The sequence below is a fragment of the Pantoea sp. S61 genome (assembly GCF_016625145.1).
GTDB classification, from domain to species: domain Bacteria; phylum Pseudomonadota; class Gammaproteobacteria; order Enterobacterales; family Enterobacteriaceae; genus Pantoea; species Pantoea rwandensis_B.
Map to the genome: position 1 here is coordinate 859,090 of NZ_JACVUO010000001.1, position 12,507 is coordinate 871,596.

Annotated in this window: 11 protein-coding genes; 7 read left to right on the forward strand and 4 right to left on the reverse strand. The window is 52.0% G+C overall.

All coding sequences use genetic code 11. The features are described from left to right. Positions 1-69: 69 nt before the first annotated feature. Positions 70-930, reverse strand: a complete 861-nt coding sequence (locus tag IAE30_RS04270) for an A24 family peptidase (protein ID WP_234472647.1) — start codon at positions 928-930, stop codon at positions 70-72. A 210-nt stretch (positions 931-1,140) separates the two neighbouring features. After that, positions 1,141-1,350, reverse strand: coding sequence for a hypothetical protein (locus IAE30_RS04275; protein ID WP_034829841.1), 210 nt, complete (start codon positions 1,348-1,350; stop codon positions 1,141-1,143). Positions 1,351-1,878: 528 nt separating this feature from the next. Here IAE30_RS04275 and arnB point away from each other — a divergent pair. The 7 genes from arnB to arnF are packed head-to-tail and all read left to right on the forward strand — an operon-like array spanning position 1,879 to position 9,257. Next, positions 1,879-3,015: a UDP-4-amino-4-deoxy-L-arabinose aminotransferase gene (arnB, locus tag IAE30_RS04280; RefSeq protein ID WP_045815348.1), complete on the forward strand. Its 1,137-nt coding sequence runs from the start codon at positions 1,879-1,881 to the stop codon at positions 3,013-3,015. Positions 3,016-3,020: 5 nt separating this feature from the next. Next, entirely contained in the window at positions 3,021-4,007 is a 987-nt protein-coding gene (gene arnC / locus IAE30_RS04285) for an undecaprenyl-phosphate 4-deoxy-4-formamido-L-arabinose transferase (protein ID WP_045815347.1), read from the forward strand. Further along, entirely contained in the window at positions 4,004-5,983 is a 1,980-nt protein-coding gene (gene arnA / locus IAE30_RS04290; protein WP_200537774.1) for a bifunctional UDP-4-amino-4-deoxy-L-arabinose formyltransferase/UDP-glucuronic acid oxidase ArnA, read from the forward strand. Before arnC ends, arnA begins: the two co-directional genes overlap by 4 nt. Next, positions 5,980-6,864: a 4-deoxy-4-formamido-L-arabinose-phosphoundecaprenol deformylase gene (gene arnD / locus IAE30_RS04295; RefSeq protein WP_200677900.1), complete on the forward strand. Its 885-nt coding sequence runs from the start codon at positions 5,980-5,982 to the stop codon at positions 6,862-6,864. Before arnA ends, arnD begins: the two co-directional genes overlap by 4 nt. Before the next feature lie 31 nt (positions 6,865-6,895). Continuing rightward, positions 6,896-8,557 carry a lipid IV(A) 4-amino-4-deoxy-L-arabinosyltransferase gene (gene arnT, locus IAE30_RS04300; RefSeq protein WP_200677897.1) on the forward strand — a complete coding sequence of 554 codons (1,662 nt, stop codon included), beginning with the start codon at positions 6,896-6,898 and terminating at the stop codon, positions 8,555-8,557. Continuing rightward, positions 8,554-8,886, forward strand: coding sequence for a 4-amino-4-deoxy-L-arabinose-phosphoundecaprenol flippase subunit ArnE (gene arnE / locus IAE30_RS04305; RefSeq protein ID WP_200677895.1), 333 nt, complete (start codon positions 8,554-8,556; stop codon positions 8,884-8,886). Before arnT ends, arnE begins: the two co-directional genes overlap by 4 nt. Then, on the forward strand, positions 8,883-9,257 hold the full coding sequence (gene arnF, locus IAE30_RS04310) for a 4-amino-4-deoxy-L-arabinose-phosphoundecaprenol flippase subunit ArnF (RefSeq protein WP_200537780.1): 375 nt from the start codon (positions 8,883-8,885) through the stop codon (positions 9,255-9,257). The genes arnE and arnF overlap by 4 nt, the downstream gene beginning before the upstream one ends. A gap of 86 nt (positions 9,258-9,343) precedes the next feature. Here the strand turns inward: arnF and IAE30_RS04315 are convergent, their stop codons facing one another. After that, complete coding sequence (locus IAE30_RS04315) at positions 9,344-10,501, reverse strand: alpha-hydroxy acid oxidase (protein WP_200677893.1); 1,158 nt, start codon at positions 10,499-10,501, stop codon at positions 9,344-9,346. Between the two features lie 135 nt (positions 10,502-10,636). Next, positions 10,637-11,980 (reverse strand): MFS transporter, encoded by a 1,344-nt coding sequence (locus IAE30_RS04320; RefSeq protein ID WP_200677891.1) that lies wholly within the window; start codon positions 11,978-11,980, stop codon positions 10,637-10,639. Positions 11,981-12,507 lie beyond the last annotated feature (527 nt).

Sequence of the window (12,507 nt, forward strand, 5' to 3'; positions counted from 1 at the left end):
TTCATATAGGAATCAGGGCGTTGGCCACTAATTGGCCGGCTATTTTAGCGCCAGCAGATGAAGTGGTTATTAAATAATCGTGTTAATAAAAAGACTTATGCCCGCCAGAGCAATCCAGGGACCAAAAGCAAGGGGTTGATGAAGGTCACGTTGCCAGCCCATTTTGGCGATAAACAGCGCACAAATTGCCCCGCTACAAGCCAGTAACAGCACATAGGGTAAAAGTGCCCAACCCAACCACGTGCCTAATGCTGCTACTAACTTTGCGTCTCCCAAACCCAATGCCAGTCTCCCGCTAAAATATTGATATATATAGCGGATTAGCCAGAGCGCGCTGTAACCCATCACCGCACCAAAGACGGCATCACGGAGTGAGCCTGGTAGCCATTCGACGGCCTTTAATAATAGCCCAAGCCAAAGCAATGGCAGAGTGATGACATCTGGCAACAAATAATGCTCGTAATCGATAATCGCGACGGTCAGCAGCAGCCAAAACAGCACAAGTAGGGCGAGCAGTGATTTATCAACCGGGAGGAGCGCGACAAATAATAGGCTGATTGTTGCACAAGCAGTTTCTGTTAACGGATAGCGCAGGCTGATAGCACAACGGCAAAAATGACACCGACCGCGTAGTAACAGCCAACTCACGACCGGGATATTGTCTCGCCAGCGCAAACACTTTTTGCAAACCGGACAGTGTGAAGCCGGTTGCCGTAAATCCACGCCATTGCCTGGCTGTAAAATCTGCAGTGGCACGCGATGAATAACGACATTAATAAAGCTACCGATGCTTAAGGCTATCACCGTAGCCAGCAACCACAGTATCCACTCCATGTTGACCTCTTTTTCCTTACCAGTTTCATCGAAAAGAAACCTACGCCTGAAGCGCGAAGGAGGCGAGTATCTGCGGGGAATTACGGCGTTTTTCATCGCGTTTCTCGATCGGTGTTCAGGCAATGAGGAACATATGCCGTTCGCGACTTACCCGGTACCGCTTCACCATTGGAAGGATGAGTGCCTAAAACTCTTCAGCGGGTAAACAGGCGGTGCAGAGTGGTGGGAGTAAGACGGAGTCTGTGGTGATGTTGGATGCGTATAGCGAAAGGCGCACTGCTCACAGAGCTAACAGCAGCCAATGCATCATGACTGCTGTTTGAACATCTGGATGGCTTCCTGCACGTTGCTGGTAGCCAGGGACATCACACGGTCATTATTGAGAAACACGTCATAGTGACCTGCATTGTAGCGGAAGACGTAAAGATCTCCGCGAAAGCGCAACCCTTTGGTTTTCACCCCAATATGATGGCGACGCAGGGCAGCCTGCGCCAGCCTGTCAGCTCCAGTGTTCATCTTGATCCCCTCCATTCGTTTAAACGCCAATAACCCGACATAGAGTATGGTTTGAAGCTTAGCTTAACCTTAAGAACAGTGCTGCCACTTTGCTAACAGACTGTTTCATTGTCATTTTTTCTTCATCTTAACGCTTCAATTTTTGCCGCTCAAAAAACCAGCAAACGATGTGTTTCAGGTATTTGGTCATCTTGATGAAACTTTGGTGACGCCTAAATAGCGAGACAAAACGGTTGAGCGCACATCTTCTACCAATCCTCAACATCTAAGAGAAAATGCCGCTTGTGCGTCACCCATTTAATGTTCAGTTAAGTTTTCATCCGTATTTTGTTCTGCAGGCAATAAGACAGGTGTGCTTAAGTTTTTTTGCTGTTGGTTAAAAAATTAACACTTAGTGCTATCTAAACTTTTCCTCGTAATCTAAGTTTAAACAGCAAGTTACTGAATATTGTTATGGATCTGAATCACTGCACACTGCAAGTGGCCCTATTGCAGGCAATTTTAGGTGTCAAACGTTAAGGTAAACTTATGACTTTTCTTCCATTCTCGCGCCCCGCTTTGGGCGAGGAAGAGTTAGCGGCAGTAAAAGAGGTTTTTGAATCAGGTTGGATCACCACCGGCCCGAAAAATGCGGCGTTGGAACAAGCCTTTTGCCAGTTAACCGGCAATCAACATGCGATTGCTGTCAGTTCCGCCACGGCAGGCATGCACGTCACCCTCCTCGCGTTAAACATCCAGCCTGGTGATGAGGTGATTACACCTTCACTGACGTGGGTATCCACCATCAACATCATTACGCTGCTGGGTGCAACGCCAGTGATGATTGATGTTGATCGCGATACGCTGATGGTCACGCCTGAGCAAATTGAAGCGGCCATCACGCCAAAGACGCGTGCCATCATTCCGGTGCATTACGCCGGTGCTCCTGCGGACATTGATGCCATTCGCTCCATTGCTGAACGCCATGGCATCGCAGTGATCGAAGATGCGGCGCACTCTGCAGGTTGTTATTACAAAGGTCAGCATGTCGGTAATAAGGGCACGGCTATTTTTTCTTTCCATGCCATTAAAAACATGACCTGCGCGGAAGGTGGCTTGATTGTTACCGATGATGCTGAGTTGGCCGATCGCATGCGCAGCCTGAAATTCCACGGCCTGGGTGTTGATGCTTATGACCGTCACACGCATGGCCGTAAACCGCAGGCTGAAGTGATTATGCCTGGGTTCAAATACAATTTACCTGACATTAGCGCTGCCATTGCTCTGGTTCAGTTGAACAAACTGCCCGCCATCAATGCTCGCCGTGCAGAGATTGCCCAACGCTATTTAAAAGAACTGGCTGATACGCCATTCCTGCCATTGTCCCAACCCACCTGGGCGCATCAACACGCCTGGCATTTGTTCATCATTCGCGTTGATGAAGCGCAGTGTGGACTCAGCCGCGATGCTTTAATGGAAACGCTGAAGGCTCATGACATCGGCACCGGTTTGCATTTCCGCGCGGCACATACCCACAAATATTATCGCGAACGCTACCCACAGCTTTCCTTGCCAAACACGGAATGGAATAGCGACCGCATTTGTTCAATACCGCTGTTCCCAGATATGAGCGATGACGACGTTAGCCGCGTGATCGGTGCATTACGTCATATCGCTGGAGTTTGATTGACATGCTCGAAGAAAAAATCATTCGTAAAGTCTCCGTGGTGATCCCGGTTTACAACGAAGAGGAAAGCCTGCCAGAGTTGGTGCGTCGCACCGATGCAGCATGTGCTGTGCTGAATCTTGACTATGAGATTTTGCTGGTGGATGACGGCAGCAGCGATCGCTCAGGTGAGATGATCGCCGATGCCGCTGACATGCCCGGAAGCCATGTGGTCGGCGTATTGCTGAACCGCAACTATGGACAGCACTCGGCAATCATGGCGGGTTTTAGCCATGTATCAGGCGATCTAATTATCACACTGGATGCGGATTTGCAGAATCCACCCGAAGAGATCCCCAATCTGGTGCAAGCCGCTCAGCAGGGTTATGACGTGGTCGGTACCGTGCGTCAAAATCGTCAGGACAGTTGGTTCCGCCGCCGTGCTTCACGCACCATTAACCAGCTGATTCAACGCGTCACCGGGAAAGCGATGGGTGACTATGGCTGTATGTTACGTGCTTATCGCCGTCACATTGTTGATGCCATGCTCAACTGTCACGAGCGCAGCACCTTTATTCCTATCCTGGCCAACACCTTTGCGCGCCGCACGATTGAACTGCCTGTGGCCCATGCCGAGCGCGAATTTGGTGATTCGAAATACAGCTTTATGAAGCTGATCAATCTGATGTACGACCTGGTGACTTGCCTGACCACTACGCCACTGCGCCTGCTGAGTATTGTCGGCAGTCTGATTGCGTTGGCCGGTTTTGCCTTCTCACTGGTGCTGATTGTATTGCGCCTGTTCCTCGGTGCCGACTGGGCCGGAGACGGGGTGTTCATGCTGTTTGCGGTGCTGTTTATTTTTGTCGGCGCGCAGTTTATCGGTATGGGCCTGCTCGGCGAATACATCGGCCGAATTTACAACGACGTACGCGCTCGTCCGCGCTACTTCATTCAACGTGTTATTAACTCGCAGAAAGATGTCTCCTCTGTACAGGAAATTGAGCAATGAAAACTATCGTCTTCGCCTATCACGATATGGGCTGTGCAGGTATTACTGCGCTGTTAAATGCGGGTTTCGAAATCAGCGCGATCTTCACCCATGCTGATTCTGCTAATGAGAACCACTTCTTTGGTTCTGTCGCCCGTTTGGCGGCTGAGCAGGGTATCCCGGTGTATGCGCCGGAAGATGCCAACCATCCGCTGTGGGTCGACCGCATTAAATCCATGGCACCGGATTACATTTTCTCCTTCTACTATCGTAATCTGCTCAATGACAGCATCCTCAGCAGCGCGCGTCTGGGCGCCTTCAACCTGCACGGTTCACTGTTGCCTAAATATCGCGGACGCGCGCCACTCAACTGGGCGTTAGTGAATGGCGAGACTGAAACCGGAGTGACCCTGCATCGCATGGTGAAACGCGCAGATGCGGGCGATATCGTGGCACAGCAGCGTGTCGCGATTGAGGAGCAAGACAACGCGTTAACTCTGCATCGCAAACTGACGACCAGTGCATCGCAATTGCTGGAACAGGCACTGCCGGCCATGAAGCGTGGCGAGATTGTGGCGATTCCTCAGGATCACACTCAGGCGACCGTGGTCGGCCGCCGTACGCCAGAAGACGGCCGCATTCTGTGGGAGCAGTCTGCACAGTCAATCAACAACCTGGTTCGTGCGGTCACCGATCCATGGCCGGGCGCATTTGCTTTCGCGGGAACCGTGAAGTTTGTCGTGTGGAAAGGGCGCGTACATGCTGATGCGGCAAAAGCTAAGCCAGGCACAGTGATTTCCGTTGAGCCTTTCCTGATTGCTTGCGGGGAAGGTGCACTGGAAGTGGTGACCGGACAAAGTGATAATGGCGTCTATATGAACGGCAGCCAGTTGGCGCAGAGTCTGGGGATGGTGCCGGGCGCGCTGTTGTACTCTCAGCCTGTGGCGGCAGTAAAACGTCGCACACGCGTGCTGATTCTGGGAGTGAACGGGTTCATCGGTAACCACTTAACCGAACGTTTACTGCAAGATGATAACTTCGAAGTTTACGGTCTGGATATCGGGTCAGATGCTATCAGCCGTTTCCTCGATCAGCCGCGCTTCCATTTTGTTGAAGGTGATATCAGCATTCACTCAGAGTGGATCGAATATCACATCAAAAAATGTGATGTGGTGTTGCCACTGGTGGCGATTGCTACCCCGATTGAATACACCCGTAACCCGCTGCGCGTGTTTGAGCTCGATTTCGAAGAGAACCTCAAGATCATCCGTGATTGCGTAAAATACAAAAAACGCATCATTTTCCCTTCCACGTCAGAAGTGTACGGTATGTGCACCGATAAATACTTCGATGAAGATCACTCCAACCTGGTGGTGGGACCTATCAACAAACAGCGCTGGATCTATTCGGTCTCCAAACAGCTGCTGGATCGTGTGATTTGGGCTTATGGCGAAAAAGAAGGGCTGCGTTTCACGCTGTTCCGTCCATTCAACTGGATGGGCCCGCGTCTTGATAACCTCAATGCCGCGCGTATCGGCAGTTCCCGTGCGATCACGCAATTGATCCTTAATCTGGTGGAAGGTTCACCGATCAAGTTAATCGATGGTGGTGCACAGAAGCGCTGCTTCACTGACATTCGTGATGGTATTGAAGCTTTGTTCCGCATCATTGAGAACAAGAACAACAACTGTGACGGTCAGATCGTCAACATCGGTAACCCGGAAAACGAGGCGAGCATCAAAGAGTTGGCGGAACGCCTGCTGGCAAGCTTTGAACGTCATCCGCTGCGCAACCAATTCCCGCCGTTCGCCGGTTTCCGCGAAGTAGAGAGCAGCAGCTACTACGGTAAAGGTTATCAGGACGTCGAGCATCGTAAGCCGTCAATCAAAAATGCGCGTCGCTTGCTGGACTGGACGCCGACTATTGAGATGGATACCACGATCGATAACACGCTGGATTTCTTCCTGCGCACCGTTGAGCTGCAGGATAAGCCATGAAGAAAATTGGTTTGCGCGTAGATGTTGATACCTGGCGTGGAACCAAACTCGGCGTTCCGGCGCTGCTAGAGCAGTTTAGCCTGCATCAGTTGCAGGCCAGTTTCTTCTTTAGCGTTGGGCCGGATAACATGGGGCGCCACTTGTGGCGCCTGATGAAACCGCGCTTCTTATGGAAAATGCTGCGCTCGCGTGCAGCTTCCCTGTACGGCTGGGATATCTTATTGGCTGGCACCGCCTGGCCAGGACGTGAGATTGGCCGCGGTCTGGAGGAGATCATCAGCGCCACAGCCGATCATCATGAAGTCGGTCTGCACGCCTGGGATCACTTTGCCTGGCAAACCTGGGCAGGCGTGTGGCCAGAGGAGAAGTTGCTGGAACAGATTTCGCGTGGGAAAGCCGCACTGGAAGCGATTATCGGTGACGCTGTCACTTGTTCTGCTGTGGCCGGATGGCGAGCGGATGGGCGCGTTGTTGCCGCTAAGCAGACCTTCGGTTTCAGCTACAATAGTGATTGTCGTGGTACTGGACCCTTCTTGCCTCGCCTGCGTGATGGCAGCTTAGGCACGGTGCAAATCCCCGTAACATTGCCAACCTGGGATGAAGTCGTAGGACAGTCGGTCAGCGCCGCTGACTACAACGATTTCATTCTTGAGCAGATGCTCGCAGCCGAAGGGTCGCCGGTGTATACCATTCATGCTGAAGTCGAAGGCATTATTGGTTCTCGGGCATTTGGCGAGTTATTAACCCGCGCGGAGCAACAAGGCATTCATTTCTGTCCTCTGAGCGAGTTGTTGCCTGACGATCTCAGCACACTCCCGCAGGGCAATCTGGTACGTGGACATATACCCGGACGCGAAGGCTGGCTGGGCTGCCAGAGCTAAACGTTAACAGGAAACTTTATAGGAACCACGGATGCGTACAGGCACCAAAACGGCGCTGCTCCTGGCGCTTTTCGCGCTTTATTATCTTATCCCGATCGAATTCCGCGCCTTATGGCAGCCGGATGAAACCCGCTACGCTGAAATCAGCCGTGAAATGCTGGTTAATGGCAATTGGGTGGTACCGCACTTCTTTGATTTGCGTTATTTCGAAAAGCCCATCGCGGGTTATTGGGTCAACAATATCGGCCAGCTCTTGTTTGGTCATACCAACTTCGGTGTACGCGCCGGTTCGATTTTTTGCACCACACTCAGTGCAGTATTGATTTACTGGCTGGGTCATCAGATGTTTGCCAGCCGGAAAATCGCTCTGACCGGCAGCATCATTTTTCTCACTTCGCTTCTGGTGTATGGCATTGGCACTTACGCGGTGCTGGATCCTATTCTGCTGTTGTGGATGGTTGCCGCGATGTGCAGCTATTGGCTGGTGGCGCAAGCTTCTACGACGCAACAGCGTCTGTGCGGCTATGTGCTGCTGGGCGCAGCCTGCGCGATGGGTTTTATGACCAAAGGCTTCCTCGCGCTGGCGGTGCCGGTATTGGCGATAGTGCCCTGGGCTATTTGGCAAAAACGCTTCGGTGAGTTATTGCGCTGGGGACCTTTGACGATCATCGTTGCCGCACTGCTCAGTGCGCCGTGGGCGCTGGCCATTTATCGTCAGGAAGGGGATTTCTGGCATTACTTCTTCTGGGTTGAGCATATTCAGCGCTTTGCAGAGAAAGATGCACAGCACAAAGCACCCTTCTGGTATTACCTGCCGGTGTTGCTGGCGGGATGCCTGCCGTGGCTGGCGCTGCTGCCGGGCTCACTGATGGGCGCATGGCGCCAGCGCAGTCAACATGCGGGAGCCGTTTACCTGTTAAGTTGGGTGATCTTGCCACTGTTGTTCTTTAGCATCGCTAAAGGGAAACTGCCGACCTACATTCTGCCGTGCTTTGCACCTTTAGCACTGTTGATGGCGCATTACGCGCACAGTGGCTCTGCACAGTTAGTGAAGGTGTTTAAAGTTAATGGCTGGATCAACCTGCTGTTTGGCGCCATAACCACCTTAGTCCTGTTGGTGGTGATTGCACCATGGGGATTGGCGCACAAGCCCGTTTATACCCATGATGAAATACTGCCGTTAATCTGTGGCGTACTGGCCTTTGTCGGCTGGGGCATTATGGGGTGGTTCAGTCTCAAACCGGGTGCCTGCCGTTGGCAACTGGCGGCACTTTGTCCCTTAACGCTGGCGCTACTGATCGGCTTCGCGATACCGCAGAAGGTTCGTGATTCCAAACAGCCGCAGAGTTTTGTACAGGCTGTGCATCATCAACTGGCAGACAGCCGTTATTTGCTGGCTGACAATCCTGGCATTGCGGCTGCGATGGCATGGGAAACCGAGCGCAGTGATATCACTTTCTATGATGCCAAAGGCGAACTGCAATACGGTCTTAGCTATCCCGATGCGCAAACGCGCTATGTTGATGGCGCAGCTTTTGCTGATTGGCTGCGCGAACATCGTCGCCATGGCAAAGTGTCCGTGGTGATGATGCTCAACTCGGGCGAGAACGGGCCTGACCCTGCAATGCCCACGCCGGATGACGTTTATCGTCAAGGTCGACTGGTCTATTACGGTTATAACGCGACACCATGAACCTGTTGCTTATTCTTCTGGTCAGTTTGTTGAGCTGCGCCGCCCAGCTTTGTCAAAAGCAGGCGGCGTATCTGGGGATGCGCCACGGCAAGAAGCAGCTCATGCTATGGATTGCGCTGAGCCTCTTTTTGCTCGGCGTGGCAATGTTGCTATGGCTGCTGGTATTGCGTGTGGTGCCGGTCAGCGTGGCCTATCCAATGCTGAGTCTCAACTTCGTGTTGGTGGCCATCGCAGCTAAGTTGATCTGGCGTGAGACATACACCTTGCAACAATGGTTCGGAACGCTGGCGATTGTTGCCGGGGTCGCGCTGATGGGGAGCCACTTATGAAAGGGGTGATCCTCGCGCTGTGCAGCGTGCTGCTGGTGTCGCTGGCGCAATTGGTGCTGCGCGCCGCGATGCTAAATTTTCCGCCATTGACTGCGATCCTTAGCCCGCAATTCTGGCAGCATCTGCAGCCGCTGATCCTGCTCGGTCTGGGACTTAGTGCGTACGCATTATCGATGTTGTGCTGGATGCTGGCGCTGCGCCATATGCAGCTTAACCGCCTCTATCCGTTGCTGAGTCTGAGTTATGTGCTGGTGTGGCTGGCAGCTATTACATTGCCAATGTTCGGTGAAGCTTTCCGCTGGAGCAGTTTTGCCGGTGTTGTATTGATTGTGTTTGGATTGCTGTGCGTTTCGCTGCCGCGTAAACCTTAGCGGCAGAAGGTTAGATGTGACAGGCGATCGCCCTGGAACCGAAGCTGGGACCAAATCTCGTCGACGAGTTGCAGGGTGTGACGCTGTCACTTAATCAGCCGTAAATGCTTTTCACTGAGGTCACTGAGCGAGGGTGCACCCAGCATACCCAGATCGCGACTGACTTCATTGGCGATGAGATCAATGGCCCACTCAACCCCCGATGAGCCGCCTACCGCACTTGCATAGTTAAAAGGCCTGCCAACAAAGCAGGCCTTTGCCCCCAGCGCCAATGCTTTGATGACGTCGGTGCCACGCCGGATACCGCTGTCCATCATCACCGTCATATTTCCCGCAGCGGTGACAATCTCGGGCAGGACATAAATCGGCGGGATCACCGTATCCAACTGACGACCGCCGTGATTCGAGACCACAATGCCGTCGATGCCAATGGATTTACAGCGCAATGCATCATTGCGACTCAGAATTCCTTTAATCACCATCGCGCCCGTCCAGCGCTGACGAATATGTTCGATATGCTGCCAGGTGAGATGGCTGCGCCCACTGAAGTCACGCACGGCATTTTTGGAAAACAGCGGGGCGCCACGCACTGCGTTATTGTTCTCGAAATAGGGCATGCCCGAGGTCAGTAAGGTTTTCAACAGCGTGCCGTAAAGCCAGCGGGGATGGGTGACGCCTTGCCACGCCAATGCCAGACTGGGGCGGAATGGCGTGGAAAATCCGGCGCGCACGTTGTTTTCCCGGTTGGCTTTGACCGGCGTATCCACCGTCACGACCAGCACGGATATGCGCGCACGCTTGACGCGATCCACCAACGCATCAATCTCTTCCAGCGTCTTAGGCAAATAGGCCTGGAACCACATCGCCGGATTAGCCGCGGCCACGTCCTCCAACCGAATCAACGAGGAACCGCTCATAATAAAGGGCACGTTCTTGCTCGCCGCCGCCCGCGCTAAAGCAATATCCCCCTGAAAACCGGTGATGGCGGAGATGCCCATCGGCGCAATACCCACTGGTGCCGCATAGCGATGACCAAACAGATCTACCTCAGTATTACGTTGCGACACATCGACCATGTTTTCCGGTATCAGGCCGTAATGAGCATAGGATTGCTGAGTGTGATGGAGCGCGATGTTGTCCTCAACACCACCGGACACATAAGCGAACAGCGGATGGGGCAGACGCTTTTGGGCATATTTCTCGAAATCATTTAACGAGAGGCAACGTTGATGCAGTTTGCGCATGGGCTAGCGATTCAGCTGTGAGGATAAAAAAGAGAAAAGTCATGCTATTGCAAGAAGGGGAACTGGCAAATGCTTTAAATGGCATTGTATATCTTAATAAAGCATATGGGCGCACCTTCGCGCGCCCATCGTTAATCAATGTTGTTCCCAGGTGTGATATTCGCCATCACGTCGGCCTGGAGCCGTTTCAGGCAATCGCAGCAAGCCTACAACGGAAATCACCCCCAGTACCGCAACATACAGCGCCAGGCCATACCAGTGTCCATCGGTGGCCTGCAGGATTTTCACCGCAACTAAGCCAAGCACGCCACTGCCAATTAACGATCCCACCTGCCAAATCACTGCAATGCCGCTGCAGCGAATATGCGTCGGGAACAGTTCCGGGAACCAGGACGCCTGTGGGGCGTAGCACATACTGTGGCCCAGCGTCAGCGCGACAATCATCGCCATTTGCGTGAGCCAGTAGCTGTTTTGGGACAGGGCATAAAAGAAGGGCACAATGGAAATAACAATGAGCAGTGCACCCATCATGTATACCGGTTTGCGTCCGATCTTATCGGATAACGCCCCCATCAGCGGAATGGCAAAAATCTCCAGAATCACTGCCACAATCATGCTGTTCATCAGTATGCCGGCGTCGAGATTGTTAGCTTTGCCCCAGGCCAGGATAATCACCGTGAAGAGGGCAAAGGCGCAGGCTTCGATTAATTTAGCCGCCACACCATTGATGACTAATTTCGGATTACCGCGAATCACTTCTTTTAACGGACGCGATTCGGCGGCCTTGGTTTCGCGGATGGCGGCGAACACTGGCGATTCGTCGATGCGTAAACGAATAAACAACCCCACGATGACCAGCAGTGCACTCAGTAAGAAAGGTACGCGCCAGCCCCAATCCATCATTTGTTCCGCGGTCAGGGAGGCATTAAGAATGGCGAACAGTGCCAGCGGCAGCAGGAACCCAACCGGAGCACCGATTTGAACCCAGCTGGCAAAAAAACCACGACGTGACGCTTGCGAATATTCTGCGGTCATCAGGACCGCGCCAGCTTGTTCGCCGCCCACGCCAAAACCTTGCAACAGGCGAATGGCTATCAATAACACCGGTGCCCAGATGCCGATCTTTTCATAGGTTGGCAGCAGGCCAATACAAAAAGTACCGAGACCGACTATCAGGATGGTGGCCACCAGCGCTTTTTTACGTCCCACTTTGTCGCCAATATGGCCAAACACAATGCCGCCAATCGGACGAGCGAGGAAGCCAACGGCATAAGTCGCAAATGCAGCGAGGGTGCTAATTAAGGGGTCGTGGCTGGGGAAGAACAGGTGGCCAAAAAACAGCACTGCAGCCGTGCCATAGGCAAAGAAATCATAATATTCTGCGGCGGTGCCAATCGCCGAAGCACTGGCGACACGACGAATGAGTGAGGTGTGATTTCCCTGTGCCGTTTGGGTCTGAGTAAAAGTGGAAGATGCCATAGCCAAAATCCTGCAGGTTTATAATATTAGACTACCATACAAGGATGTCTGTTGGTTTATTGCGCGAACGATCACAAATTTACGATGGCGCGACATCTCCGGTTCACTTCAATTCGCTTCTTCAGAAAACAACCACCAGGCAGGCTTAAACAATATAATTTTTTCTGATTGCCTCGCTGCGCTTATTAATCTTTATGAGATGAAAATTCAAAATAGAATGGATCTACTTCATTGATGGTGACGTTTTATCTACATCTCAAATTATAAATAATTAAATGACTGTTTTTTAATAATAGCAGTAAATGTTGGATCTTAATTTAAATCTAATGCACTGATATAAAAGAAGAGGCGAGCATTAATCAAAGCCATGCTATCTGCTGATTTTAAAGGGTTAATTCTTAATTTCACTTAATCCCCTCCGTTCTCCTTAACTCCAGATAGACGTTTCCTTTACGAAATGCTGAGATAACTCTACATAATGCGTTTTCCATTCCTGCTCTCTCGCTTATTAAACAACCGTCATGCCT

Bases quoted from the DNA above. Each gene is read 5' to 3' on its own strand.
- IAE30_RS04270 (WP_234472647.1), bottom strand. From the start codon at position 930: ATGAAAAACGCCGTAATTCCCCGCAGATACTCGCCTCCTTCGCGCTTC.
- IAE30_RS04275 (WP_034829841.1), bottom strand. From the start codon at position 1,350: ATGAACACTGGAGCTGACAGGCTGGCGCAGGCTGCCCTGCGTCGCCAT.
- arnB (WP_045815348.1), top strand. From the start codon at position 1,879: ATGACTTTTCTTCCATTCTCGCGCCCCGCTTTGGGCGAGGAAGAGTTA.
- arnC (WP_045815347.1), top strand. From the start codon at position 3,021: ATGCTCGAAGAAAAAATCATTCGTAAAGTCTCCGTGGTGATCCCGGTT.
- arnA (WP_200537774.1), top strand. From the start codon at position 4,004: ATGAAAACTATCGTCTTCGCCTATCACGATATGGGCTGTGCAGGTATT.
- arnD (WP_200677900.1), top strand. From the start codon at position 5,980: ATGAAGAAAATTGGTTTGCGCGTAGATGTTGATACCTGGCGTGGAACC.
- arnT (WP_200677897.1), top strand. From the start codon at position 6,896: ATGCGTACAGGCACCAAAACGGCGCTGCTCCTGGCGCTTTTCGCGCTT.
- arnE (WP_200677895.1), top strand. From the start codon at position 8,554: ATGAACCTGTTGCTTATTCTTCTGGTCAGTTTGTTGAGCTGCGCCGCC.
- arnF (WP_200537780.1), top strand. From the start codon at position 8,883: ATGAAAGGGGTGATCCTCGCGCTGTGCAGCGTGCTGCTGGTGTCGCTG.
- IAE30_RS04315 (WP_200677893.1), bottom strand. From the start codon at position 10,501: ATGCGCAAACTGCATCAACGTTGCCTCTCGTTAAATGATTTCGAGAAA.
- IAE30_RS04320 (WP_200677891.1), bottom strand. From the start codon at position 11,980: ATGGCATCTTCCACTTTTACTCAGACCCAAACGGCACAGGGAAATCAC.